31 protein-coding genes and 1 pseudogene are annotated in these 25296 nt (G+C 66.2%); 5 read left to right on the forward strand and 27 right to left on the reverse strand.

Annotated features, from left to right (window positions below):
* Positions 1–4: 4 nt before the first annotated feature.
* The 16 genes from BMZ69_RS24330 to BMZ69_RS24405 form a co-directional block, all read right to left on the reverse strand.
* Positions 5–1438 (reverse strand): multicopper oxidase family protein, encoded by a 1434-nt coding sequence (locus tag BMZ69_RS24330; RefSeq protein ID WP_092161713.1) that lies wholly within the window; start codon positions 1436–1438, stop codon positions 5–7.
* A gap of 21 nt (positions 1439–1459) precedes the next feature.
* Positions 1460–2938 carry a TolC family protein gene (locus BMZ69_RS24335; protein WP_244543516.1) on the reverse strand — a complete coding sequence of 493 codons (1479 nt, stop codon included), beginning with the start codon at positions 2936–2938 and terminating at the stop codon, positions 1460–1462.
* Position 2939: 1 nt separating this feature from the next.
* Entirely contained in the window at positions 2940–3161 is a 222-nt protein-coding gene (locus BMZ69_RS24340) for a hypothetical protein (RefSeq protein WP_092161714.1), read from the reverse strand.
* A gap of 157 nt (positions 3162–3318) precedes the next feature.
* Entirely contained in the window at positions 3319–3723 is a 405-nt protein-coding gene (locus tag BMZ69_RS24345; protein WP_139219174.1) for a hypothetical protein, read from the reverse strand.
* Positions 3720–5060 (reverse strand): ATP-binding protein, encoded by a 1341-nt coding sequence (locus BMZ69_RS24350; protein ID WP_092161716.1) that lies wholly within the window; start codon positions 5058–5060, stop codon positions 3720–3722. Before BMZ69_RS24350 ends, BMZ69_RS24345 begins: the two co-directional genes overlap by 4 nt.
* Positions 5057–5752, reverse strand: a complete 696-nt coding sequence (locus tag BMZ69_RS24355) for a response regulator transcription factor (protein ID WP_348272492.1) — start codon at positions 5750–5752, stop codon at positions 5057–5059. The genes BMZ69_RS24350 and BMZ69_RS24355 overlap by 4 nt, the downstream gene beginning before the upstream one ends.
* Positions 5753–6015: 263 nt before the next feature.
* Entirely contained in the window at positions 6016–6669 is a 654-nt protein-coding gene (locus tag BMZ69_RS24360; RefSeq protein ID WP_092161717.1) for a DsbA family protein, read from the reverse strand.
* Positions 6666–7109 (reverse strand): disulfide bond formation protein B, encoded by a 444-nt coding sequence (locus BMZ69_RS24365; RefSeq protein ID WP_092161718.1) that lies wholly within the window; start codon positions 7107–7109, stop codon positions 6666–6668. Before BMZ69_RS24365 ends, BMZ69_RS24360 begins: the two co-directional genes overlap by 4 nt.
* Positions 7110–7125: 16 nt before the next feature.
* Positions 7126–7863 (reverse strand): cytochrome c biogenesis CcdA family protein, encoded by a 738-nt coding sequence (locus BMZ69_RS24370; protein ID WP_092161719.1) that lies wholly within the window; start codon positions 7861–7863, stop codon positions 7126–7128.
* Positions 7863–8384: a TlpA disulfide reductase family protein gene (locus BMZ69_RS24375; protein WP_175506951.1), complete on the reverse strand. Its 522-nt coding sequence runs from the start codon at positions 8382–8384 to the stop codon at positions 7863–7865. Before BMZ69_RS24375 ends, BMZ69_RS24370 begins: the two co-directional genes overlap by 1 nt.
* 170 nt (positions 8385–8554) lie before the next feature.
* Entirely contained in the window at positions 8555–8947 is a 393-nt protein-coding gene (locus tag BMZ69_RS24380) for a hypothetical protein (RefSeq protein WP_092161722.1), read from the reverse strand.
* Positions 8948–9038: 91 nt separating this feature from the next.
* Positions 9039–9587: a TlpA disulfide reductase family protein gene (locus BMZ69_RS24385; RefSeq protein WP_092161723.1), complete on the reverse strand. Its 549-nt coding sequence runs from the start codon at positions 9585–9587 to the stop codon at positions 9039–9041.
* Complete coding sequence (locus tag BMZ69_RS24390) at positions 9584–10204, reverse strand: SCO family protein (protein WP_092161724.1); 621 nt, start codon at positions 10202–10204, stop codon at positions 9584–9586. The genes BMZ69_RS24385 and BMZ69_RS24390 overlap by 4 nt, the downstream gene beginning before the upstream one ends.
* Before the next feature lie 8 nt (positions 10205–10212).
* Positions 10213–10707: a copper chaperone PCu(A)C gene (locus BMZ69_RS24395; RefSeq protein ID WP_092161725.1), complete on the reverse strand. Its 495-nt coding sequence runs from the start codon at positions 10705–10707 to the stop codon at positions 10213–10215.
* 50 nt (positions 10708–10757) lie between these two features.
* The gene (locus tag BMZ69_RS24400; RefSeq protein ID WP_139219176.1) at positions 10758–11189 is read right to left on the reverse strand and encodes a hypothetical protein; all 432 of its coding nucleotides are present in this window, start codon (positions 11187–11189) and stop codon (positions 10758–10760) included.
* 34 nt (positions 11190–11223) lie between these two features.
* Positions 11224–12564 (reverse strand): Nramp family divalent metal transporter, encoded by a 1341-nt coding sequence (locus tag BMZ69_RS24405; protein ID WP_092161727.1) that lies wholly within the window; start codon positions 12562–12564, stop codon positions 11224–11226.
* Between the two features lie 112 nt (positions 12565–12676).
* Between BMZ69_RS24405 and BMZ69_RS24410 the strand changes: the two genes are divergently transcribed.
* Positions 12677–13120 carry a Fur family transcriptional regulator gene (locus tag BMZ69_RS24410; protein ID WP_092161729.1) on the forward strand — a complete coding sequence of 148 codons (444 nt, stop codon included), beginning with the start codon at positions 12677–12679 and terminating at the stop codon, positions 13118–13120.
* Between the two features lie 117 nt (positions 13121–13237).
* Here the strand turns inward: BMZ69_RS24410 and BMZ69_RS24415 are convergent, their stop codons facing one another.
* Positions 13238–14296 (reverse strand): L,D-transpeptidase family protein, encoded by a 1059-nt coding sequence (locus BMZ69_RS24415; protein WP_092161730.1) that lies wholly within the window; start codon positions 14294–14296, stop codon positions 13238–13240.
* A gap of 83 nt (positions 14297–14379) precedes the next feature.
* Positions 14380–14625: a hypothetical protein gene (locus BMZ69_RS24420; protein ID WP_092161783.1), complete on the reverse strand. Its 246-nt coding sequence runs from the start codon at positions 14623–14625 to the stop codon at positions 14380–14382.
* A 172-nt stretch (positions 14626–14797) separates the two neighbouring features.
* On the opposite strand from BMZ69_RS24420, the pseudogene BMZ69_RS24425 reads away from it, so the two are divergent.
* A pseudogene (locus tag BMZ69_RS24425) lies at positions 14798–15433 on the forward strand (DsbA family protein).
* Between the two features lie 23 nt (positions 15434–15456).
* Here BMZ69_RS24425 and BMZ69_RS24430 read toward each other — a convergent pair.
* From BMZ69_RS24430 to BMZ69_RS24455, 7 genes are all read right to left on the reverse strand, one after another.
* Complete coding sequence (locus BMZ69_RS24430) at positions 15457–16095, reverse strand: transglutaminase-like cysteine peptidase (RefSeq protein ID WP_092161731.1); 639 nt, start codon at positions 16093–16095, stop codon at positions 15457–15459.
* An 87-nt stretch (positions 16096–16182) separates the two neighbouring features.
* On the reverse strand, positions 16183–16425 hold the full coding sequence (locus tag BMZ69_RS31305) for a hypothetical protein (RefSeq protein ID WP_139219178.1): 243 nt from the start codon (positions 16423–16425) through the stop codon (positions 16183–16185).
* A 133-nt stretch (positions 16426–16558) separates the two neighbouring features.
* Entirely contained in the window at positions 16559–17479 is a 921-nt protein-coding gene (locus BMZ69_RS24435; RefSeq protein ID WP_092161732.1) for a cation diffusion facilitator family transporter, read from the reverse strand.
* Positions 17480–17553: 74 nt separating this feature from the next.
* Complete coding sequence (locus BMZ69_RS24440) at positions 17554–18108, reverse strand: copper chaperone PCu(A)C (protein ID WP_092161733.1); 555 nt, start codon at positions 18106–18108, stop codon at positions 17554–17556.
* A complete protein-coding gene (lspA, locus tag BMZ69_RS24445; protein ID WP_244543517.1) occupies positions 18105–18644 on the reverse strand; it encodes a signal peptidase II in 540 nt (179 codons plus the stop codon). The genes BMZ69_RS24440 and lspA overlap by 4 nt, the downstream gene beginning before the upstream one ends.
* On the reverse strand, positions 18641–19270 hold the full coding sequence (locus BMZ69_RS24450; protein WP_092161735.1) for a methyltransferase family protein: 630 nt from the start codon (positions 19268–19270) through the stop codon (positions 18641–18643). The genes lspA and BMZ69_RS24450 overlap by 4 nt, the downstream gene beginning before the upstream one ends.
* A 12-nt stretch (positions 19271–19282) precedes the next feature.
* Positions 19283–21931 (reverse strand): heavy metal translocating P-type ATPase, encoded by a 2649-nt coding sequence (locus BMZ69_RS24455; RefSeq protein WP_139219180.1) that lies wholly within the window; start codon positions 21929–21931, stop codon positions 19283–19285.
* Positions 21932–22011: 80 nt separating this feature from the next.
* Between BMZ69_RS24455 and BMZ69_RS24460 the strand changes: the two genes are divergently transcribed.
* Positions 22012–22455, forward strand: a complete 444-nt coding sequence (locus BMZ69_RS24460) for a MerR family transcriptional regulator (protein ID WP_244543518.1) — start codon at positions 22012–22014, stop codon at positions 22453–22455.
* Between the two features lie 51 nt (positions 22456–22506).
* On the opposite strand, the gene BMZ69_RS24465 is transcribed toward BMZ69_RS24460, so the two are convergent.
* Positions 22507–22875: a c-type cytochrome gene (locus BMZ69_RS24465; RefSeq protein WP_092161753.1), complete on the reverse strand. Its 369-nt coding sequence runs from the start codon at positions 22873–22875 to the stop codon at positions 22507–22509.
* A gap of 46 nt (positions 22876–22921) precedes the next feature.
* Positions 22922–23473, reverse strand: a complete 552-nt coding sequence (locus tag BMZ69_RS32475) for a MoeA family protein (RefSeq protein WP_092161755.1) — start codon at positions 23471–23473, stop codon at positions 22922–22924.
* A 95-nt stretch (positions 23474–23568) separates the two neighbouring features.
* Between BMZ69_RS32475 and BMZ69_RS24475 the strand changes: the two genes are divergently transcribed.
* Both BMZ69_RS24475 and BMZ69_RS24480 read left to right on the forward strand, forming a co-directional pair.
* The gene (locus BMZ69_RS24475) at positions 23569–23907 is read left to right on the forward strand and encodes a helix-turn-helix transcriptional regulator (protein WP_092161757.1); all 339 of its coding nucleotides are present in this window, start codon (positions 23569–23571) and stop codon (positions 23905–23907) included.
* 8 nt (positions 23908–23915) lie between these two features.
* Entirely contained in the window at positions 23916–25181 is a 1266-nt protein-coding gene (locus tag BMZ69_RS24480) for a type II toxin-antitoxin system HipA family toxin (protein ID WP_092161759.1), read from the forward strand.
* Positions 25182–25296 lie beyond the last annotated feature (115 nt).

Consider the following 25296-nt stretch of genomic DNA (forward strand, 5'->3'; position numbering starts at 1 on the left):
GCTGTCAGTGATTGGAATGGCCGCCCGCCTTGGCGGGCACGGGTGTGCCGTCAGCGGCGAGCGTGGGCTTGCGCGGGTCCTTGACCTGCCAGTCGACGGAATCGAGACCGCTGTCGGGGCCGGTCGTACGAGGCGCCTCTGCCAGCTTCTGGCCCTTGTATTCGAAAGCGACGGTGCCCTCGGGGTTTTTGAACGGTCCTGGGTCCTTGTAGTCGCCGGCGGCCAACCCCTCGCGCACCTTCACGACGGAGAACATCCCGCCCATCTCGACGGGACCGAACTGCGCATAGCCCGTCATCATCGGCAGGGTGTTGGCGGGGCCCTGCATCTCCATCGACCCCATTTCGCCCATGCCGTTCGATCCCATCGGCATGTAACCGGGCGCGATCTTGGCGATGCGCTTGGCGAGGTCCTTCTTGTTGACCCCGATATAGGTCTTCACCGAATGGCCCATGGCGTTCATCGTGTGATGCGATTTGTGGCAGTGGATCGCCCAGTCGCCGGGCTCGTCGGCGACGAAGTCGAAAGCCCGCATCTGGCCGACGGCGCAGTCGATCGAGACCTCCGGCCAGGCTGCGGCGGGATCGACCCAGCCGCCATCGGTGCACGACACCTTGAATTCATAGCCATGCATGTGGATCGGGTGGTTGGTCATCGTCAGGTTGCCGAAGCGGATGCGGACCTTGTCGTTCTTGGCGACGACGAGCGGGTCGATGCCGGGAAAGGCGCGGCTATTCCAGGTCCACAGGTTGAAATCGAGCATCGTGTTGACCTTCGGCACATAGGAGCCGGCCTCGATGTCGAAGGCGTTGAGCAGGAAGACGAAGTCGCGGTCGACGCGGCGGAAGGCCGGATCCTTCGGATGCACGACGAGGAATCCCATCATCCCCATCGCCATCTGCACCATCTCGTCGGAATGAGGGTGGTACATGAAGGCTCCCGAGCGCCGCATCTGGAACTCGTAGACGAAGGTCTTTCCCGGTGGGATATGCGGCTGGGTCAGTCCGCCGACGCCGTCCATGCCGTTGGGCAAGCGCTGGCCGTGCCAATGCACGGCGGTATTCTCGGGCAGTTTGTTGGTCACGAAGATGCGGACGTTGTCGCCCTCGACCGCCTCGATGGTCGGCCCCGGAGACTGGCCGTTATAGCCCCACAGATGTGCCTTCATGCCGGGCGCGATCTCGCGGATCACCGGCTCGGCGACGAGATGGAACTCCTTCCAGTCGCCATTCATCCGCCAGGGTAGCGACCAGCCGTTTAACGTCACCACCGGTTGATAATCGACGCCGGTGGTCGGGGCCTTGGGAATTTGCGTCTCCGAGCTTCTGGTCGAGGCAGCCTCGGGAATGCTGGCTGCTTGCGCCCGTCCCGTGACGAGGCCTCCGGCTGCGACGACGAAGCCCGACGCTCCGACGAACCCTCTGCGCGATAGCGTCATGTCAGTCTCCTATCGGGTTCATCAATGCGCCGCAGCGGCGCCGCCGGCGTCGGCCACGGCAGCGCCGCCCGACGAGGCCGAGCCTCCGACGCCACCGCCGATGACGGCGTGTTTCAGATCGACCGTCGCGATCCAGAAATCGCGGCGGGCCTCGACCGCCTGGGCGTTGCTGAGGATGCGGGCGCGCGCATCGACGATCAGCGTCGTCACGTCGATCAGCATGCCGCTGTACTGCAGCAGAGACTCGTCCTGGATGACCTTGCGAAGGGGAAGTACCTGGTTCTGGTAATGCCGGGCGATGTCATAGGTGCCGCGATAGCCGGTATAGGCCTCGCGCGCTTCCGAGCGAACGTTGACCGCCTTCTCCGCCAGCCGGTTGGCTCCGGCCAGATAGGTCTGCTCGGCCGCCGCGACTTTCGACTGCCCGAAATCGAAGAGCGGGATCTCGAATTCGAGTTCGAGCGTGCGCGTTCTTTTCGTTTCGCGATCGAGCGTGGCGTCGCCATCGTCTGCAACGCCGATCGATTTGCCGCGGTCGTAGGTGGTGCGGCCGAGCAGGTCGACGTCGTTGACGAAACGTGTCGCTTGGGTGAGGCCGAGCGTCTTGGCGAGCTTGTCGAGGTCGCCTCGCGCGATCTGAAGGTCGAGCCGCTTCTTGAGAGCCTGCGCCTCGATCTCCTTCGCCGATTGCAGGCGAGCCGGCAGCGCCGGGAGGCTTGACGGAAGCCGTAGCGCGGCATCCTTACCCCAGAGACCGAGCAGGCGCACCAGGCGCTCGCGCTCGATCTTCTGTTGCAGTTTCGCTTTGGCGAGCTGCGCCGTTGTCTCTGCATAGAGCGCGTGCTCGCGCGCCTGCTCCAGCTTGTTCATGCCGCCGGACTCACCCAGCCGCTTGATCAGCTCCGAGGTCGCCTCCGAGGTCGCGACTGCCTGCTGCAAATAGCCGGCCTGCTGGTTGGCGGCCACGGTCCGGTAGAACTGCCGGCGCGTATCGGCGGCAAGCTTGAATGTGGCTTCCGCCGCCTTGAGCTGCGCGCTGCGGAACGTGTCGGCGGCGATCTCGCGTCGCGCCGGCAAGGTCGCGAGCGCGAACAGGCTGGCCACAACAGTGCGCTCGATCTCCGTCTCGAGCCGCCCGGTCAGACGCGAGACCGCGAACCTCGGATTGGGCGGCAGACTCGCCGCCACCATCTGGGCCTCGGCAAGGCCGAGGTCGTTATACGATGCCTGCAGGCCGCGATTGTTCAGCAGGGCGATCTGCACGGCCGCATCGGCTGAAACCGCACCCTTCAGCAGCTTTTCGACGCGGGACTGTGCGGAGATCGCGTCGGCCTCGTTGCTTATCTTGACGGCATCCTTGTCGAGCTCGGACAGCGCTAGGAACTGCGCCGTGCCGACACCGCCATCAGGCGAGAAGGACGCGCAGCCGCCAAGAGCGGCGGTCAGAGCGACGAGCGAGAGGGCGTGCCGGATGCCCGAGAATTTGATCGAAACGGTCACGTCAATTCCCCTTCGGCGTGACTTGACGGTTCAGCTCTTCCCAGCCTTTTGGCTCGACCGGCCGGAAGGTTTTCACGCCCCCCGTCACAGGCTGATAGGCGAGAGCGGGAACGCGTACCGAGGCGTCGGCCGGGCTTGGACCCGTCGCGATCACCGGAGGCGCGACGCAGGCGCCCAGCAGGGCTCCGGCGGCGACCAGCGCGACCAGCGGCCGAACGCGCACGAGGAAGCATAAACCTCGGGATTGGAGAACGGCAGGCAAGAATGGCATCGGCGACGGTCATTTCCGCTCGTGAATCGGGCTGATCTGAAGCTACCCGATGCGGCCGGAACCGTGTGTTACATCGTGTTTCAACGGTTCGCAGAGCGCGGGGCCGAGGCTACTTGACTGCTTTGCCGCCGAGCGCACGATAAAGCGTCTCGACGCCCTCGCTGTAGGTCGCGGTTGGAAATTGATCGCAGAATGCCCGGACGAACGCGATCTGCGCGGCAACGGGAAAGCTCTCGGGCGTGAGTGAGAGGCCATCATCGACACCGGCGGGCGCAGTCAGCAGGATGCCGCTCATGTAGCCCTGCCCCCACGCGAAATATTCCCGCTCTTCGAGGGGCCTGTCGGCGATGGCCGACGTGAACCGCGAGCACGACGCCGTCCCCGTACCGACGATCGCAACGGTTTGCGACATCGCACCCGAGGCAGCGACCCACGTCGCGATTGCCATGGCGACCGACAGGTTCCTACGGCGCGCCGCAGTGGCAACGAAAGGGCCTTCTTCCGCCATCGTCACGGGTCGATGCCAGCCGGCAGTCGGACGGTGGCTCTCAGGCCACGTGGATGTCGGTTGTGAAGCTCGACATCGCCGCCGTGGCCGCGCAGTACCGTTCTCGCGATCGTCAGGCCTAGGCCGACACCACCTGTTTCGCGGCTGCGGGAGGTCTCGATGCGCCAGAATGGGGCGAAGACCGCCTCAAGTTGATCCTGCGGAATACCCGGGCCATCGTCCTCGATTACAACGGAGACGTCGCCGTCCTTGATGTCGAGTGTGATGTCAGCGTGCCTGCCGTATCGCACCGCGTTCCAGATCAGGTTGGTGAAAGCCCTTTTCAAGGACAGGTGGCGACCGCTGACGCGCAGTCGCGGAGGAGCAACGAGCGCAACTGTGCGACCGGCATCGACGAAGTCGTCCTTGATCGTCTCCAGAAGAGCGGAAAGGTCGAAATCCCGAACGGGTTCGCTGACCTGCTCGCCGCGCAAGAACATCAAGCTCGCATCGAGCATCGCCTCCATCTCGTCGAGATCGGCTTCGATCTCAGGGACCGACGCGTGGCCGTCAAGCTCCGCAGCGCGCAGCCGCAGGCGAGTCAGTGGTGTCTTGAGGTCGTGCGAGACGGCGGCAAGCGTCTGCGTTCTATCGTCGATCAGACGCTTGATGCGGCGCTGCATGTCGTTGAACGCCTCCGCCAGGTCGCGCACCTCCTTGGGGCCCTCAACGCGAACCTCGGCGACCTGGTTGCCAACGAAGGTCTGCCGGGCGGCGTCGCCGAACATGCGCAAGGGGCGCGTGAGCCAGCGCACCATCAGGACGGAGACTAGGACCACGCCAAGCGCCATCAACGTCGTCGAGAAGAAGATGCCATGGCCCGTACCGTGGGGGCCGCTGAGCCGCGTGACGCTGAAGTTGACCCACCCGCCATCGGTTGCCTTGATCGACACCTGGATCTGATGCGGATCGACGCCAGGCCCGCCCATAGCGCGTGGCGCGGCAACGATGAGGCCCTGGCTGACTAGTTCGGGGGCCATCGCCACGAGGCGATTTCGTAGGGTGGCGAGAGTTGGATCGTCATCGGAGTTGGGCGCCGTGAGGCCGACCGTGCTCCAGTGGACTTCAATCGGGCCGCCGGACAGGGAATGGGCGATTCCATCGCGCTCATCGACCGGCAGCGCGAGGATGGCACGCTTGATCGAGACGAGCCGTTCCGCGAGCCGATTCTCGTTGGTCAGGTCGATCTCCGAACGCAGCCCGACCTGATAGGTCCACAGGCTGAGAATATGAAAGACGCCGAGTCCGAGCAAAAGCACGATGATGGTGCGGGACTGGATCGTGTCGGGCCAGAAGCGCTTCATTGCCGCTCGACGCCCGGCATGAACATGTAGCCGGTGCCGCGGATGGTTTTGATCATCGGCGCGCCCTCGGGATCGACCTCGATCTTCCGGCGGAGGCGGCTGATCTGCACGTCGACGACCCGATCGAACCCTGTCGCGACGCGGTTCTTGGCGAGGTCGAGCAGATGGTCGCGGCTGAGGATCTTGCCCGGCGCCTCCACGAGCGCCCTCAGCATATCGAACTCCCCGGTACTCAGGTCGACGACCGCGCCGTGCGGATCAAGCAGTTCCCGCCTGACAACGTCGAGAGTCCAGCCCGCGAACACGAAGCCACGCGCGGGCGTGAGGCTGTTCGTAGCCCCGTTCACGCGCATGCGCCGCATGATGGCGTTGATTCTCGCGACGAGCTCGCGCGGACTGAACGGCTTGGAGAGATAGTCGTCGGCGCCGATATCGAGCCCCGCAATGCGGTCGCTTTCTTCGCCGCGCGCCGTCAGCATGATGATCGGAATGAGCGAATCCTTCCGAAGCTCGCGGCAGAGGTCGAATCCCGACGATCCGGGAAGCATGACGTCGAGTACGACGAGATCGATCGAGGTCGAGGCGAGCAACTGCTTCATCTCGTCGCCATTAGCGGCGCCGGTGACGCGGTAACCGCTCGCCCGTAGGAGGCGCGCGACCAGCAGCCGGATCTGACGGTCGTCATCGACCACTAGGACGTGCGATTCCCGAGCCTCAGCGGTTGGCTCGCTCGGGCTGGAAGTACCGGGGTTAGACAAAGGCGTGCCCACTTTCGGTCTCGAGCCCAAACTTGCACCAGCTATCCGGTCTAGCGGAATTGCAGACCGCGCACTGTTACGAATCGTTTCAGGCGGCGCAGACAGGCAAAGCGGGACCTCAGCGTAATCCGTTTGCGGCCCGGTTCGACCACGACAGCTTGCGACCCGTGTTCACTGGGCCGTAGGCAGCGACTAGCCTATTTCCGCGCCTTCTCGACCTCGCGCTTGACCATCTCGTAGAGCGGGCGCGGACCAAATTCGGTGAGGGGTTGCCCGTTTACGAAAAAGGTCGGCGTTCGGCTCACCTCGAGCGCTTTCGCATCCGCGCCATCCTTATCGAGAGTCGTCTGAAATTCCGGCCGAGCGACATCGCGCTCGCCGCGCTCAACGTCGAGCCCGGCGTCCTTCGCCCGCGCCCACGCCTTTTCAAAGTCGGGCTTGTCGTGGTCCGCCCATTCCGGCTGGAATTCCAGCAGCGCCGCGAGGACGGGTTCGAACTTGCCCTGAAGGCGTGCCGCTTCAAGGATCTTGACGGCCTGATCGGAGCCTTCATGGAACGCTGCGTACCGGATCACGAGCCGTGCATCGTTCGGGAACAGGGCCAGAATCTGCTTGAGCGGCGGATAGAAGGCGCGGCAGGCCTCGCAGGACGGATCGAAAAACTCGACGATCGTGACGGGCGCATTCGCAGGGCCGATGATCGGCGAATGGTCGCGGACCAGCGCCTCGGCGCGCGAGGCCGCGATGGCGCGAGCTCGCTTGGCCTGCTCGTTCTGGTGGAAGACGGTCGCACCGGAGAAGAGCGCGAGGGCGGAGACGCCGGTGAGGACGACGATGGCGCGGCGGTTCATGATGCGGCCTTTGGTCTGGAGCCGATGAGCGCGACGGCGATCGCGAGGAAGGCCGCGAGAGACAAATAGGGCAAGGGCAGAACGCCCAGGATCGTCATGTCGGCGCTGGCGCAGGAGGGGCCCTGCGAGCAGGGCTGGATGCCCTCGGGGATGAGGCCGGCATAGAGCAAGCTGTGGAACCCGGCGATCGCCATGCCGATGACGGCCAGAGGCAGGCCATAGAGCCATGCGCCGGTATCGCCCCGGAAGCTCGCCACCGCGAGCAGGATCGCGAGCGGGAACATGAAGGCGCGCTGATGCCAGCACAGGCTGCAGGGCGCCTGGCCGACGACCTCGCCGATGAAAAGCGCACCGAGGCTCGCCGCGACCGCGACGATCCAGGCGATGAAGAGATAGAGCCAGCGGTCGTGACCGCTGGCGGCGCTGTCGCTGCCGGTCATGTGGAAATCATGCCTTTCATCCGATTTTGGCGAGGAAGGGGAAGGTTTCGAGAAGCCAGAAGGCGATCGTCGAGAGCTGCCCCGACATCATGGCGAGACCCATCGCGATCATAGTGACGCCGGCCACGATCTGCAGGGCGCGCCCCGCGCCGCGCAGGTGGCGCAGCCGCGCCGTCATGCCGTCAGCGAACAGCGCCGTTAGCAGGAAGGGGATCGCGAGGCCGAGCGAATAGACGCTGAGCAGCGCAACGCCGCTGGAGGCCGATGACGACGTGGCGCTGACCGTCAGGATGGCGCCGAGAACGGGGCCTATGCAGGGCGTCCAGCCGAAGGCGAAGGCGAGGCCAAGGAGGTATGCGCCGACCGGTCGGCCGCCGGCGATCGGCGCCTGGACCCGAAGCTCGCGCTCCAGCCAGGACAGGCGCACGAGCCCGGTCGTGAAGACGCCGAAGACGAGGACGATCGCGCCTCCTACGATGCCGGCCTCATAGCGATAGGCGAGGAGGAAGTGGCTGAGCGCGCTTGCGCCCGCGCCGAGCAGCACGAAGACCGTTGAGAAGCCGAGCACGAACCAGGCGCTCATCACGACGGCGTTCAGCCGCGATGAGGACCGGGAGGGCGGATCGACGGCTGCGACCGAGCCGCCGGCGATATACGAGACGTAGCCCGGGACGAGCGGAAGGACGCAGGGCGAGAGGAACGAGACCGCGCCGGCCGCAAGCGCCGCACAGATGCCGATATTGGCGATGTCCATCAGCGCGCCTGCTTTCCAGGACGACCGGCGATGAGCGCCGCGATCTCATCCATCATGGACTTCTCGTCCCATGCCTTGACGCCATGCCAGCGCGCCTTTTCGACGCCGTCGGGGCCGAGCAGGATCGTGGTGGGAAGCCCCGAGATTGCCAACCCGCCAACCGACGCGCCTGTCGGATCGAGGAAAACCGGCAGGTCTTTGACGCTCAACTGCTCCAGAAGCGGCTCGACGACGTCCGCGCCGTCGCGATCGACGGACAGCGCGATCACGGCGGGAGGCCGTCCGCCCAGTCCGCGATGAAGCCTTGCGAGTGCCGGCAGTTCTTGGCGACAGGACCAGCACCATGTCGCCCAGACGGTCAGCAGCACGGCCTGCCCGCGAAAGCCGGCAAGTCCGGCGGAGCTGCCGTCGAGACGCTGAAACGCGAGCGCGTCGGCGTTCGTGGATCGCGGCGATCTGTCGGCGACCACGGCATAGCCGACGATGATCGCCAGCGTCGCTATGGCGATCGCCGACAGCACGAGCCGTCTGGATATGTGCACTGGTCCGATCAATCTCGGGCCTCGAAAGCGGAATGGTCATGCCGCGCAAGTCCGGCATGGCGAGCGTTAACGCTCACGGCCGGCGGCGACGGGTCTGGACTGGAAGGCTGGCGCGCGATGACGCCGCAGGCCGCATGAAGGCTCGCCCTTCAGTTGCGGCGTGGTGGACCCGTCGCTTGTGGCGGACCTTGCGGACTGAACGAGGCCGACGCGTCAACGCGCTGCACGAAGATCGTCTCGGCCGGTTCGGCGCGTCTAGGGATCAGCGACGCCGGCGCAGGAGGAGCCAGCGGCGCCAGCGCGACCGATTTCGCCCAGACGCAGCAGGCATTGACGCCCTCGACATGAGCCGCCCGATCACGCTTCGAATCCGGCGTAGCGCCGCATATCTCGACTAGCGAGATTTCCCCCGCGTCGAACTTGGCGGCGAGATGGGTGCTGCCGGCAAGCGCGCTCGCCATCAACTGGAACATCAGCATGAGGCCGCAGGCGGCGGCCAGAAGGCCGCGCCCCAGATCCCGTGATGTGCCGATCGACGTCATGACCGGAGATTAACCCAGCCGGACAGGCGTGAGCAATCGCGGCGCAGCATCCTCGCGCTCTTTTGACCGGCCCTGCCTGCGGTGACGGGAATCATCCCGTCGTCTCCCTGGACCTGGCGATGTGCTCGTCGATGTCCGCTACCGTCGCCGGCTGGTCCCACTCGCGCGCGCCCGGCCAGCGCGCGATCTCGCGACCGGCCGGATCGATGAGCACGGTCGTGGGCAGCCCGGTGATCTTCAGGGCCGGCATGCTCCTGGCCTCGCGGTCGAGATAGATCGCCAGGCGGCTCAGCCCCGTCCGCTGGAAGAACGGCTGCACCACCTCCAGCCCCTGCCGGTCGATCGACAGGGCCACGACCTCGAACGTGCCGCTGCCCTTCTTCGCCTGCAGCCGGTCGAGCGACGGCATCTCCTTGACGCAGGGCGGACACCAGGTCGCCCAGACGTTGAGCAGGACGAAGCGGCCGCGGAAGGCTTCTCCCGACAGCCGTCGTCCGTCGGCAGTCTCGATCGCGAGCCCGGCCAGCACCACCGCTGCCGGCTGTTCTCGGCGCGTCGCGATGAGGAGGGCGGATACCGCTGCGATCACGATCGCCGCCAGCGTAGCGGCGACGAACACCCTGCGCCCACGAGGGTTCATCGGAGCACCATGCGGACTTTCTCCAACGCGGAAGCCTCCTCCTCGTGATAGTCGATCATCGTGCGGAAGCTGCCGTCGGCCTTCATCAGATAGACCGAGGCCGAATGGTCCATTGTGTAGCCGCTCTCGGTCGGGATCTTCTTCGCATAGGCCTTGTAGGCGGCGAGCGCCGCATCGACCTGCTCGCGGGAGCCGGTCAGGCCGACCACGCGGGGATCGAAGGACTGGAGGTAGAGCGCGAGCTGTTGCGGCGTGTCGCGCTCGGGATCGACCGTGATCAGCAGGATCTTCAGGCGATCCGCCGCCACGCCGATCTTCCCGGTCAGGTTGGCCATCTGCACCAGGGTAGTCGGGCAGACCTCGGGGCAATGCGTGAAGCCGAAGAAGACCGCCATCGGCTTGCCGCGAAAGTCGGCGTCGGTGACCGTCCTGCCGGTCTGGTCGACCAGCGTAAACGGCCCGCCGATCGCGGGCACGCCCTGGACGGCCGCGCGACCGGCAGGCGAACGACCGGGACCATCGACCTGCCACCACCCCACCAGGATGGCGGCCCCGACGAAGGTGACGAGGACGACGCCGGCCCAGGCGCCGTAACGGATCCATTTGAGGACGGGCATGGCGCGCCTCAGTGCCCGGCATGACCGGTCGCGGCCGGCTGCGGCGCGCCGACGCCTTGCACCTGCAGCTCGACCGCGATTGCGCCGGCGCGCTCGAAGACCAGCGTGGCCTTGACCTTGTCGCCCTGTTTCAGCGGCGCCTTGAGGTCGACCAGCATCAGGTGCAGCCCGCTCGGCTTGAACTCCACCGTCTGGCCGGGCGGGACGACGACGCCGTCCGTCTTCTCGCGCATCCGCATGATGCCGTCGGCGAGGCTGCTCTCGTGGATTTCGACGCGAGCCGCCGCCTCGGTGGAGCCGCCGACCAGACGGTCGGGCTCCGGGCCGGTGTTCTCGATGGCGAGGTAGCCGCCGCCGACTTTCGCCGAGGGCGGCGTCGCCCTGGCCCAGGGATGGCCGATCTTGAGCGGCCCGACGGCATAGTCGTGTGCGCGGACAGGGTTGGCGGCATAGGCGGCAAGGGACAGGGCGACGCCGGCGGCGCCGATCGCGAAACGCTTCATGGATGATCCTCGTCAGGGTGATGGTGCCGGCGGGAGGGCCGGCGCTCAGGTCACGCTTCGAGGGTGGGAGGCGCGCGCGATCCCTGCGCGGTCGCGGCGCGGAACAGGATCGCCGGCGGGGTGGCCTGCCCGAACACGATCGGCAGACCGGCCGGAGCGAGGTAGGGAATGGTGATCGCCGGCGAGGTAGGAGGCAGGACGGGGTCGACCGCCACTGAGGCGCTCCACGCGCAGCAGGACGGCGGCGCGGTCGCGTGGTGCGGGCTCTCGTCCGATGCGGGTGCGTCGGGAGCCTGAGCGCCTGAGCACAACGCTTGCGTCAGGCCTGGCTCGCCGATCGACATGGCGAGGCGGGAGCCGGCGGCGGCGCCTGCGAACACCCCTTGCAGGATCAGGACATAGGCCATCGCCAGCGCGAGCAGCGCCCGGATGATGACGGTTCTGGCCGGCCGTATTGTCACAGGCCGGACATAGCGGGGCACTGCCGCCCCCGCAATGCGACATGGCGGATCACGCTCAACCTGTGGCGAGGTCGAACAGCAGCTTCATGTTCAAGGCGATGATGATCGCGGCGATGAGGGCTGCGGTCACGGTCAGCCATTTTGGCGCGACCATCTCGCCCATTTTGTTCTTCGACGCGGTGAACATGACGAGAGGCACGATCGCGAAGGGCAGTTGCAGGCCGAGGATGACCTGGCTCAGGATCAGGAGCTTGCCGGTCTCGCTGGCCCCGTAGATCCAGGTCACGATGATTGCCGGAATGATGGCCACCAGCCGGGTGACGAGCCGCCTGACCCATGCCGGCAGCTTGATGTCGAGGAAGCCCTCCATCACGATCTGGCCCGCCATGGTCGCGGTCACCGTGGAGTTCAGGCCACAGCAGAGCAGCGCGATGGCGAAGAGCGTCGGCGCGATCGACAGGCCGAGCAGCGGTGCCAGCAGCTCATGCGCCTTCTCCAGTTCGGACACCGTCGTCTGGCCGGTCTTGTGGAAGGTCGCCGCGGCCAGGATCAGGATCGAGGCGTTGACCAGGAGCGCGAACATCAGCGCGACGGTCGAATCGACGGTGGCCCACTTCAGCGCGTCGCGCTTCTCAGGCAGGCTCTCGCCGAAGGCCCGCGTCTGCACGATGCCCGAATGGAGATAGAGGTTATGGGGCATCACGGTCGCGCCAATGATGCCGAGCGCAAGATAGAGCATCTGCGGGTTCGTGACGATCTGGGTCGTCGGCGCGAAGCCCCGGATCACCTGGCCCCAGTCGGGGTCGGCCAAGGCGATCTGGACGCCGAAGCAGACCGCGATCACGCCGAGAAGCGTGATGATGAAGGCCTCGATCCAGCGGAAGCCCTTGTTCTGCAGCCACAGGATCACGAAGACGTCGAGCGCCGTGACGACGACGCCGATTTCCAACGGCAGCCCGAAGAGCAGGTTGAGCGCGATCGCGGTGCCGATCACCTCGGCGAGGTCGGTGGCGCAGATCGCCAGTTCCGCCAGTAGCCAGAGCGGCCATGAGACGGCGCGGGGATAGGCGTCGCGGCAGGCCTGGGCGAGGTCGCGGCCCGACCCGATGGCGAGCCGCGCACAGAGCGCCTGCAGGATGATCGCCATGATGTTGGAGAGAAGCGCGACGAAGAGCAGCGTGTAGCCGAACTGCGCCCCGCCGGCGAGCGAGGTCGCCCAGTTGCCGGGGTCCATGTAGCCGACGGCGACGAGATAGCCCGGGCCGAAGAAGGCGAGGAATTTGCGCCACGGCGTGGCGCCGGGCGCGACCGCGATCGTTCTGAAGACGTCGAGCAGGGACGGCTCGCCACGCGCCTTGCGCCAACCGGTTTCACCGGTCTCGACCTTGTTGAGCATGCGCCCCGCCCCTGAAACTGCAACTCGTTTGCAAAAGCAGATTATGGCCGCCCGCCACATTGTCAATGCATTTGCGAACCATTCTCATTAATAAGGCTGGAGGGAGGAAGCGATGTCCGACGCAGCCGAGGTTCTGATCAGCCATTGCCGCCAGGCGGGGCAGCGCATCACTGCGCCGCGCCGCATCATCGCCGACGTCGTCGCCAAGGCCGACGATCATCCCGACGTGCCGGAGATCTACCGCCGGGTTGCCGCAATCGACCCCAGCATATCGCTATCGACCGTCTATCGGACGGTGAAAGTGTTCGCCGCCACCGGCCTCGTTGAACGCCACAGCTTCGCGGGTGGACGCGTGCAGATCGAGCCGACATCGCAGGCCCATCACGACCATCTGATCGATATCGAGAGCGGCGCGGTCGTCGAGTTCAGGTCCGACGAGATCGAGCGGCTGCAGGCGCTGGTGGCGAGGGAGCTGGGCTTCGAGCTGACCGCTCATCGCCTCGTTCTCTATGGCCGCCCGCTCGCCAGGAAGGCGCGCCGCGCCCGGAAGCCCTGAGGCAAGCCCAGATCGCATGCGGCTTTCAGGCGCTGGATCGCCCGGTGTGTCAGCTCCGATCCTGCTCAGCCGCGCGCAGGTCGGCGTTGGCTTGGCGGAACGCGACGGGGGCTGTGCTCACCGCGGTGCAAGAGAGCCGGTCGTGTCGGTTCGGCCGGGCGCGTCGTCTCCGCCGAACGGATCGGCGAGCGCCGCATCGGGCCGGCTGATCTCGACCTTGCCGGCGACCATGGGCTGCATGCGCTCGGGCCCAAGGCTCTTGAGCATCGTCCGGAAGCTCTGGTGCATGCCGCCGTCCAGATGGGCGTAGCTCATCGCCGGCGTTCCGCTGCCGATCAGTTCGGCGAAGCGGGCCGTGTCGCGCGCCTGGCGCTGCGACACCAAGGGCTGCACGTCCGGGTCTATCTCATAAGGCGGGCAGGCCTCGGCCGGCGCGAACGGTCCCGAGCCATCCCTGGCGTTGAAGACGTAGCGGCGACCGCAGGCAGCGAGCTTGGGCGGCTGCTTCGTCGCCTCGAAATGATCCGAGCCTTCCTTCAGGTTCCGCCAGAAGGCGAAGTGAGGGCTGTTGCGATGCCGCGCCATGTTCTCCGGCGTCATCCGGAACGGCAGCGCCTGGACCTGGAAGCTGCGCTGGCCCCCGGCAAAAGCCTCGCGCGCCAGCCCGTAGATCTCGGTGACGCCTTCGTCGGTCATGGCGAAACAGCCGGCCGAGGTGCAGGCGCCGTGGACCATCAGCGCCGAGCCGGTAGCGCCTTGCGACTTCTCCAGAGGGTTGGGGTAGCCGAGGTTGAAGGACAGGTAGAACTGCGAGCGCGGGTTCATCAGGTCGGCGGTGACGGTGTAGAACCCCTCCGGCGCCTGCCTGTCGCCCTCGCGCGTCTTGGGGCCGAGCTGGCCCGACCAGCGGCACATCGGATAGGTCTTGAGCAGAGCATATTGGCCGCTGCGGTCGCGCTTCCAGACCTCAAGCTCGCTCTCCTTCTTGAAGATGCGCACGAGGATGGGATCGCTTTGGCTCATGCCTTTGACCGACATGTCGGAGACCAGCCGTGCCGGCAGCGGCTGGAGATGACGCGTGTCTCCGTCGCCGGTGACGCAGCCCGAGAGGGCGAACGCGCCGAGCATGAGCCCAAGGGCAAGACGCAGAGTCGAGAAGCGGAACTGTGAGAGCATGCGAGAGTTTTTGCGCGAACGAAGCTGACAAAGCGTCAAAAAGGACGGTTAACGGCTCTCTACAACCTGATGCCACTTGAGGTTCAAGGGGAAATCGCCGGCATCCGCCCTGGGCTCGCGCGCTTGAGCCACCCGCGCCGCAGCGCCACGACCGACCAGATCGCCTCGACGATGCCGAAGGGCCAGGCGCCCTGCAGGAAGCTATAGACCGAGCCGAGCGCGCAGGCGATGGCGAAGCCTAGGACGAACCAGGGACTGCGCTCCTCGCAGGCGCAGGTGACGAGCATGAGCGTCACGGCGACGAGGCCGAAAAGGGTGAGAGCGTCCATCAGGCCATTATGTGCGTTGCGGCGATCGAACGCCGTCATAGCCAATTCCGTCCATCGGCGCAGATCCGGCACTGCGACCGCCTGTCGCATAACATGGAAGCCGGAATACCGTCGGAGGCGCTTGAACCTGAAGTGGCTTCAGGTGCGATCAGTGTTCCGAAGGGAGGATTCCATGTTCGCGCGTCGCTCGCTGCTTCGGCTCACGGCCGGTCTCGTCGCCATTGGTTTTTTCGGAAAGCCGGCGACGGCGCAGACCACGCTCGCCGCCAGGCTGCTGGAGCCCGGTCCGCTTCCCGAGAAGGTCTTCGGCGCAGCCGACGCGCCGGTCACGGTGATCGAGTACGCCTCGCTCACCTGCCATCACTGCATGAATTTTCACATCAAGACCTGGCCGGCGTTCAAGGCGAAGTACGTCGATACCGGCAAGGTCCGCTTCATCGCCCGCGAGTTCCCGCTAGATCCGCTCGCGACGGCGGGATTCATGCTGGCGCGCTGCTCGGACGATGCGAAATGGTATCCGATCGTCGACATGCTCTACAAGACGCAGGAGGGCTGGGCGCATTCGCCCAAGCCGCTCGACGCCCTGACCCAGACGATGAAGCAGGCCGGCTTCACGCAGGAGACGGTTGAGGCCTGCCTGTAGCGGGAGGATCTCTTCAAAGGCGTCAAGCAGGTCCAGGAGCGCGGCTCCAAGGAGTTCGGCGTCAACTCGACTCCGACGTTCTTCGTCAACGGCGAGAAGAAGGTCGGCGCGCTGACGATCGAGGAGTTCGACAAGGTCCTGACGCCGCGGCTGGCGGGACGCTGACCGCGCCCCGTCGCCCAGCGATGCTAGCGCGCGGCCTTGATCGCGGCGGTGACGACGTCGGGCCGGCCGAGGAAGCGGCCGAGATCCTGCCAGACATTCTGGTTCTCCGGCGACTGCCGCCGGATGAAGGTCAGGCCGGATTTCGACCAGGGCAGGACCTTGTCGGTCTGGTTGTCGAGCACGAACTCGCCGCGGTCGGTGACGACGGTGAGCACGGCGTGCCCGCCGCCCTCCTTGTCGATCACCACCGTGATCAGCAGCGCCGAGAGCGGCCAGCCGCGCTTGATCAGCTCGCGCCGCTTCTCGAGGACGTAGTCCTCGCAGTCGCCTTTCCCGGTCTTGGCGTAGTCCCAGTTCTCGATGACGCCGAACTGGTCCTGGTCGGTGACCGGCTCGATCGCCTTGTTGAACGCCAGATTGACCGCCAAGAGCTCGCTCCAGGATTTGTCGTCGAGGCGCATCACGGTCGCGGCCGAACGCGGCGTCCGGCAGTCGTCGGGATTGTCGACGCAGAACTGCTGCCAGCCGATCGGCGTGCGCGACGGCTGGCCGGCATGAAGATGGGCGAGGTCGGTAGCGCTAGTCGCGAGGGCCTGCGTCACCATAGCCGACGTTGCGATGCCAAGGGCCGCCGCTGCGATGACGCTATGCCTTTTCTTCATGACGCTCTCCCGTGTCGTTGAGAGCGTTTCTAGCGAAGACGCGTTGAATTCGCGCGAAATCGGACCCCTAAATTATCGGCCTAAGATTCAGATTTCATTGGTATTTCTTGCCGCCCCGTCAACCTTAAGGAAGGCTTTCGTCATGACCCGCTTTGCTGCTCTCAAACAGGAGGACCGGGAGGATGTCACGGTTGCTTCCAGGCCAAGTCGCATAGGCAAGGCATCATGAAGTCGCGCAACCGAGCTTTGTGCGCGGCTCTGATCGTTCTGGCGGTCTTGTTTTACGCGGTCAGCGTCGTGCGGATGCGCGAGGTAGAAGATCGTCGCCACCAGACGGATCCTAAGGCGCACTCTTCGAGCGCTTCGTCCCCACCTTCTCGACCCTGATGGCCTTGCGCGAGAGCCGTTCTTCCAGGCATTTTTTCGCGCGCTTCGCCTTATCTCCGTATCGGCCACCTTCGACTCACAAGCGGGTGACATGGCCCTCGGTGCTTCTGATCGCCTCATCTTCGATCTGGATCGTCGTGTGGGTCAGCCCAAATTCGGACCGCATCGCGGCGCTCGCCGCCGTGAGGACTGCGGCTGATTTCGCCATGTCGTCGACGACCAGGTGACAGCTCATCGCGTCCAGACCAGACGTGATGGTCCAGACATGCAGATCGTCGACGGCGACGACGCCGGGAACTGCCGACAGCTTCGCCTCAAGCAGCCTCAGATCGATCTCGGGCGGAGTTCCCTCCAGCAGGATATGGACGGCCTGCTTGAGCAGGCTCCAGGTGCGCGGAACGATGAACAGCCCGATGCCGGCGCCGACGATCGGATCGACGATCGTCCAGCCGGTGGCCATGACGACGATGGCCGCCACGATGACGCCGAGCGAGCCGAGCATATCGCTCAGGACCTCGAAATAGGCGCCCTTGACGTTAAGGCTTTCCGACGATCCGCCCGAAAGCAGCTTCATGCTGACGAGGTTGACGCAGAGGCCGACGACCGCGACCGCCAGCATCGGGCCGCCGACAATCTCGGGCGGGTTCTGGAAGCGCCGATAGGCCTCGTAGAGGATGTAGACCGTCAGCACGAGGAGAACGACGGCGTTGGTCAGCGCCGAGAGGATTTCCGCGCGGACGTAGCCGTAGGTCCTCTCCAGCGTTGCGGGCCGTTCGGCGAAGCGGATCGCGACCAGCGCCAAGGCGAGGCCGCCTGCGTCCGTGAGCATGTGGGCGGCGTCCGCCAGCAGCGCCAGGCTGCCGGTCCAGAGCCCGCCGACGACCTCCGCGAGCATGAATGCGGTCGTCAGGCCGAGCGCCATCGCGAGCCGGCTCTTGTGCTTGCCGGCTGCGGTGCCCGCGGGCGCTGCCCCGCCATGGGAGTGGCCTGTGCCCATTTCCTGTTCCCCTCAGTCGCCCGTCCGGTCGCCGGCTCGCGCTCTCCAGATCGCCCCGTCGACACGCCGAGTGCTCAACTGTGATCCTTGTGTTCCGGTTCGCCGAGGTTCTCGACCCGGATATCGGCCGAGAGGCGGCCGGCGCGCTCGAAGACGAACGTCACCGGGATGAAGCCGCCGGGCTCGACCTTGCCATAAAGGCCGATCAGCGTGATCTGATGCGCTCCCGGCCTCAGCGACACCCTGCCGTTCGCCGGAACGGCCAGTTCGTCCAATTCGACGGGGCGGACGATACCGGTCTTGGTGTCGAGCGCCTTCAGGATCGCGTGATGAGCGGCGGCCGTCTCGATCTTGAGCAGCCGATCGGGACGAGCGCCGCTGTTGGTGAAGGTCGCGTAGAACGGGAACTGGTCGCCCTTGAGGGCCGATCCCTTCGCCCATGGATGAATCACGGCGACGCCGCCGCGCTGCGCCACCGGCTCCGGATGGATCTGGCCCATCGCGAGCAGCCCTGCGCCGACCAGCGCGACGAGCCCGCCGAGGCGCCAGACGGCGGCCCGCGAAAGCATTGCGAATGGCCTGACGTCGGCGGAAGCCGCGATCGCAAGCCATCGCCTGATCCGCTTCACGTCCGCTCTCCCGACTTAGCCGGAGCGGCCTTCGTCTCCGCCAGACCCGCGCTGGCGCGGCCACGCCGATAATCGGCCAAAGCGGCCAGCAGCATCAGGCCGACGCCAGCCGAGATGGCGATGTCGGCGCCGTTGAAGGTCGGCCAGTGCCAGCCGCCCCAATGGAGGTCGATGAAGTCGGTCACGGCGCCCTGACGCCAGCGGTCCTGCGCGTTGCCGAGCGCGCCGCCTGCGACCAGCGCGAGACCGATGCGCTCCGCCCGGATCGTGCTCCTGACGGCCCAGACGATCAGGCCGAGCGCGACGACGAGCTTGAATGCGGCCAGCAGACCCGGCCATGCCTCCAGCGTGTCACGGCCGATCCCGAAGCTGACGCCGTAGTTGAAGCCGAGACGCAGGTTGAGGAATGGCGCGATCTCGATCACGCGCGGCGGCGCCATGACATAGGTCAGGATCAGCCATTTCGAGAGCTGATCCAGCACCGCGGCCACGACCGCCCAGCCCAGCACGTCTCCCAGCCGCTTTTGCATCGTCATGGTGTCGTGTTCTCGGCGCTGCGGCGCGTTCCGAGCCAGCGTCGGACGCGACGCCGGTAGTCGCGGTAAGGCCGGCCCAGAGTCTGCGAGAGGACGCGTTCCTCGATGCGGACCTGAAGGACGATAGCGATCAGGAGAGCGAGCGTCAGGGCCGCCTGGATCAAGCTGGGCAGCACGATGAACAGGCCCACGAACAACAGGGCCTGACCGACGAAGACGGGATTCCGCGAGATCGCGAAGGGACCTGAATCGACGATCGGACCCAGTTCGCCCTCGGCCGCGCCGATCCGCCAGGACCCGCCCATATGGCGCTGCGACAGGATCGCGACGCAGGCCCCGACCACGACGAGAAGATGCCCGAGCACATCGAGCCAGGGCCCGTCTAGGGCGCTGGCGAGCGGGTCGGCCTTGACCGGGTTGCCGACCAGCGCCAGCACGAGCGGACAGAGCACCGCGCCGACGAAGGCGAGGCGAAACAGCGTGGCGGGCAGCGCCTGTTTTTCGCGCCCCTTGTCGAAGAGCCAGATCGGCCGTCCCGCTTCTTTCGCGAGGATGGCCGACATGGCCAGGAAGCTGATGACGTAGACAACCGTCATCAGGTAGCTGGCGATTTCCATGCCCGACATGGCGCGCGCCGCTCAAGCCGCGCGGCCGGCGTTGAAGCGCAGCAGCCGCAGGGCGTTGGCCGTCACGATGACGGTCGCGCCAGTGTCGGCCAGGATCGCGACCCACAGCCCGGTGTAGCCGAACACCGTGGTGACCAGGAACACCGCCTTCAGCCCGAGTGCGATGGCGATGTTGACGCGGATGTTGGCCATCGTCGCCCGCGCCAGCCGGATCATGGCGGCAACGTCCCGGACCCGGCTCTTCAGGATCGCCGCGTCGGCTGTCTCGAGCGCCACGTCCGTGCCCGAGCCCATCGCCACGCCGATGCCGGCGGCGGCGAGCGCCGGCGCGTCGTTGATGCCGTCGCCGATCATCATGACCGAGGCTTCAGCCGACAGCGCCTTGATCGCCGCGACCTTGTCCTCCGGCATCAGCTCGGCCTTGTGCTCCATTCCGAGCGAGCCGGCGATGGCCGCGCCGGTGCGGGCGTTGTCGCCGGTCAGCATCAGCGAGCGGATTCCCATCGCCGTGAGCTCGGCGATGCCGGCGGCGGCGTCCTCGCGCGGTTCGTCGCGCATCGCGATCAGCCCCGCCAGCGCGCCGTCGGCGATCACGGCGGCGACGGTTTTGCCGGCCGTCTCCAACTGCTCCACGGCAGCCTTGGCCTGCTCGTCGAAGCTGGCTCGCGAGAGCGCGTGGCGCGGCGCCCCAACGAATATCACGGTCCCATCCAGCGTGCCGGTGACGCCCTGTCCGGCGATCGCCTTGGCCTCCATCGCATTGCGCACCGGGATCGCATGCGCCTTGGCGCGCTCGATGATCGCCAGCGCCAGCGGGTGGCTCGATCCGGTCTCGACGGAGGCCGCGAGTTCGATGACCTCGCGCTCAGTCCGTCCCAGCGCGACGACCTCGGTGACGCGCGGGCGGCCTTGCGTCAGCGTGCCGGTCTTATCGAAGGCGACGATGCTGGTCTTGGCGGCGGCCTCGATGACGACGCCACCTTTCATCAGCAGGCCTTGGCGCGCACCGGTCGAGAGCGAGGCGGCGATCGATGCCGGCACCGAGATCACCAGCGCACAGGGGCAGCCGATCAGCAGCAGCGCCAGCGCCCGGTAGATCCAGACCGACCACTCTCCGCCGATCATCAGCGGCGGCGCGATGGCGACCAGTACGGCCAGCCCGACGATTGCAGGCATATAGACGCGCGAAAAGCGGTCGATGAAGCGCTCGGTCGGCGCGCGCGCCTCCTGCGCCTCCTCGACCAGCCGGATGATGCGGGCAATGGTGTTGTCCTCTGCCGCCTTGGTGACGCGCACGCGCAGCGCCGCCTCGCTGTTGACCGAGCCGGCGAAGACCGGCTCGCCCACGCCCTTGGTTTTCGGCACCGACTCGCCCGTGACCGGGCTCTCGTCGATGCCGGAGACGCCGTCGGTGATCTCGCCATCGGCCGGAATGCGATCGCCCGGCCGGACGAGCACCGTCTGGCCGATCGTCAGGGCGGCGGCGTCGATCGTGCGCGTCTCGCCGTTCTCCTCAATGATCGCCGTCTTTGGCACGAGGTCGCCGAGCGCCCGGATCGAGGCCCGCGCACGGTCGGCCGCGACTCCCTCCAGCACCTCGCCGACCGCGAAGAGGAACACGACCAGCGCCGCTTCCTCGGCCGCGCCGATGAACAGCGCGCCGGTGGCGGCGATCGTCATCAGCATCTCGATGGTGAAGGGCATGCCGGCGCTGGCCGCCGCATAGGCCTTGCGCGCCACGGGAATGATCCCGATCACGCAAGCGGCTATGAAGGCCCAGTGCGCGGCGGCGGGCCAGGCGAGGCTGGAAGCCCAGGCTGCGCCGAGCAGCGCGCCTGTCGTTAAGACGAGCCGGCCCTTGTTGGTCTGGTACCAGGATACGCCTTCGGGCATTGCTTGATGGACGTGGCCGGGCAGGCCGTGGCCGGCTTCCGCAGCATGGTCGCGCGAGCTTTCGACCGTCGCCGGCTTGCGCACGTGCTTATGATCGTCGTGAGAATGGCCGTGATCGTCATGGGTATGGCGATGACCGATATGGTCGTGGCCGGCATGATCCGCGTGGTCGCAGCCATCGCCTTGACCAGACCTGGACGCCTGCGTCTTCGACGCCTGCGATGTGGCGGTGAACCCGAGACTGGCAACACGGTTCTCGATGGCGTCGCGCTTCGTCTGGCTCTCGTCGAGCGCCAGCGTCAGGGTTTCCGACATCACCGAGAGCTTGACGTCGCTGACGCCCGGCAGTCGCTCGATAGCGCCGCGAATGGTCGATGCGCAGCCTGCACAGTCCATGCCGCCGATCTTCCAGCTCAGGGATGCAGGCTTGTGCTCGATCGCCGGCGCAGGCGGCGCTTCGGCATGTCCATGATCATTGCAGCAACCGCAGGCCGCCGCCGGCTCCGGGGTCGGGGCTGCCGTCGTCTTCGCGGCCACGACCGCCGTCGTGTAGCCGAGGCTGGCGACGCGCTTCTCGATCGCCTCGCGCGGGCTCTGGCTTTCGTCGAGCACGAGCGTCATCGTCTCGGACATTACCGAGAGCTTCACGTCGCTCACGCCGGGCAGCCGTTCGACGGCGCCGCGGATCGTCGCCGCGCAGCTCGCGCAGTCCATGCCGCCGACCCTCCAGCTGAGTGTCTGGAGCTTGGCATCCGCGGTCGCTGTCATGAGTCGTCTCCGCTTGTGGGCGCGATCAGACGTCCTAGATACGATCTCTAGCCACTTCAGGTTCAAGAGGGAAAATGCAGATGGACGCGAAAAACATTGCGCGCGCCATGCCGATAGGCTCGCTCTCGGACCGGACAGGCGTGAAGGTCGAGACGATCCGCTATTACGAGCAGGTCGGGCTGCTGCCGCAACCTGACCGCTCGGAGGGTAACCAGCGTCGCTATGGCCGGGCCCATGTCGAGCGCCTGGCCTTCATCAAGCATGCCCGCGACCTCGGCTTCCCCGTCGACGGCATCCGCGCACTGCTCAGGCTGTCGGACAACCCCGGCATGTCCTGCGACGAGGCGCATGCGATCTCCGTCGCCCATCTCGACGATGTCCGCCACAAGATTGCGCGGCTACGCTCGCTGGAGAAGGAACTCGAGCGTATCGCGGCGACCTGCTCGGGCGGCGTCACCGCTTGCGACTGCGCCATCATCGAGACGCTGGCAGATCACAGTCAGTGCAGTCACGACCAACATTAGATTTTCCACTGGTGGGGTGGGAGGCCAAGGTCGGCTGTCCAAAGGGGACCGTTAGATTCTCTTCTTGCCATCCGCACTGAACCGTTTGAGGAAGGCCGTCAGATCCTTGACCTCCTGTTCGTTCTTGATGCCGGGGAAGACCATTTTGGTTCCGGGTATCTTGGCCTTCGGGTCCTTGATGTAGTCGGCAAAGACGGCCTCGTCCCAGGTGATTCCGGAGTTCTTGTTGGCAACCGAGTAGCTGTACCCCTCAACCGCGCCGGAGTGGCGCCCGAACAGGCCGTTGAGCTGCGGGCCGACACCGTTCCTGGCCGTCTCCCCGACTTGGTGGCAGGCACGGCACTTGTTCCAGGACCGCTCGCCAGCCGAGATATACTGCGCGACCGCGCCGGTAGTCGATAGGGCGATGCAGGCAAGCATAGGCCAGTAGGACTGAATATCCTCGCTGCTCCCGATCGGTTCTGGGTCAGACGATGAAGCCGTCGCGGAAGGGATGGAAGAGGACCATGTCTCCTGGCTGGACGCCCGCGTTCTCGACGGTGATCTCGGCCAGGCCGTCGGCTTGGACGAGCGGCCTCAACCGAGCCGACCCACCTCGTCCGAGGATCTCGACGCCGCCGTCATCTACCAACCGCGCCGGCACGAATTCGGCTCGCCCGGAGCGTCGAGCGAAATGCGACCGGCTCGTCATGGTGCAACCCAACCGCTGACGTGAGGGCCGGCCTTCGAGAGCGCTCACCATGGCGTGCCCGAGGATGTCGCTGTCGCACGCGATGGGCGACCGGGTCGCGCTACGGACCGAGTACGTACATCTTGCGCCGCTGGCGGCACTCGTCGACGTAGCTCGTCTGCGCGGCCGGATCTCGTCGCTGGCAGGATCGCCCGATACGGACCCGGCACACCGCGCTGCGCTCGAACGGTTCCTAGCCACCCCGGAGAGACCCAGATCGCTGCGGTTGAGATCGGTGGGCAGAGCTCGTTGATACTCGCCTTCCAACATGCCCAACCCGCACTTCATCAAGAATGGGGCGGCAACATTCTTAGCCGGTTTGAGCCGACATATAACTTGAATTCGTCGACTTTAACCGACATTATCTGGCGTGGAGGAATCTCATGCGCCGCGGCCATCTTTTAAGCACCCCGCCTTATGAAGTGGAGACAGCCTTAAAGCGCCTAGGCGCGAACCTGCGCACGGCGCGCCTGCGCCGCAACATCACGCTCGCCGACGTTGCCGCGCGCATCGGCGCCAGCCGCGAGGTGATCGGCGAGGCAGAGCACGGCAAGCCGTCCACCAGCATCGCCATCTATACCGCCCTTCTGTGGTCGTACGGCCTGGTCGAGCGCCTGGAGTCGCTCGCCGATCCCGCAACGGACGAAGAAGGCCTGCGACTAGCGAGCCTGCGGGAGCGACGCCACGCCAGCACGCCCCAGTCCTTCGATGACGACTTCTGAGGCCGCCCATGCCCGCCGCCTATGTCTATATGACGCTCCCGGGCGCCACGGCGGCAGTCACCGCCGGGCGCTTCGAGCTTGTCGACCGTAACGACGTCGCTGTGGGACGGTTCGTCTACGGCCGGCGCTATCGCGAGCGCGCGGATGCCGTCGAGATCGATCCGGTCGAGTTGCGCCTCGGTCGCGCCGGCTATGAAACAGTGCGTCTGAAGGGTGTCTTCGGTGCATTGCGGGACGCCGGGCCGGATTTTTGGGGCCGCCAGGTGATCGAGAAGCACGCCGGCCTTGGGCAAATGGGCGAGCTCGACTACCTGCTGCACTCGCCAGACGATCGCGCCGGCGCCCTGGGTTTTGGCCTTGGCGTCGAGCCGCCCGCGCCTGCGCGTAACTTCAACAAGACCTGGGACCTGGAGAAGCTGCAGGCGCTCGCCGACGCGCTGCTCGTGGACGCGCCGCCTCGAGACGCCGCGCAGGTCGAGGAGCTGCTGCTGCTCGGCACCTCGATGGGCGGCGCCCGGCCCAAGGTCGTGGTCGAGAGTGAGGACGCGCTCTGGCTCGCCAAGTTCAACCGCACGGATGACCGCTGGAATATGGCGCGCGTTGAGCACGCCACACTCCGGCTTGCCCGCCAATGCGGTCTGCAGACGGCAGAGTCGCAGATCGCCAGCATCGGCGGTCGCGACGTTCTGCTGGTCAAGCGCTTTGACCGCACGCGCGTCGAGGACGGCTACGCCCGCGCCCGTATGGTCAGCGCTTTGACCCTGCTCGAGACCGACGAGACGCTCGAGGGACGGGCGCGCTGGTCCTATGTCGTGCTGGTCGAGACCCTGCGCCGCATCAGCGAGCGCCCCACCGACGACGCGCGCGAGTTGTTCCGCAGGATGGTATTCAACGCCCTTGTCTCCAACACCGACGATCATCCGCGCAACCACGCGGCCGTCGCGCCAGGGTCTGGCTGGCGCCTTTCGCCGGCCTACGACCTGACGCCGACGCCTTCGATCGGAGAGGAGCGGCGCGACCTCGCCATGGCCTGCGGCGCGCAGGGTCGGTTCGCCAACGCGGCCAACCTATTGAGCGAATGCCGCCGGTTTCTCCTCGCTCCCGATGAAGCAAAGGCGCTGGTCGATGAGATGACCGAAGTCGTGGCCCGCGAATGGTACGCGACGGCCCGCGCCTGCGGCGTCAGCGAGGCCGACTGCGAGGCGATCAAGCGGGCCTACGTATACCCAGGCTTCTCGGCTGGAGCTCAGCCGGGCAGCAGAGCCAAGTTGTAGAACGGACGATCCGACTGGGCAGTGAACCGCCCCGGGTTTGTCGGAGGCCCCAACTCCTGAGAGGATGGGGCTATGACGAGCAAGACGACGAACAAGTTCTCGCCTGAGGTGCGTG

The sequence above is a fragment of the Allobosea sp. CRIB-10 genome, assembly GCF_900112185.1.
GTDB lineage: Bacteria > Pseudomonadota > Alphaproteobacteria > Rhizobiales > Beijerinckiaceae > Allobosea.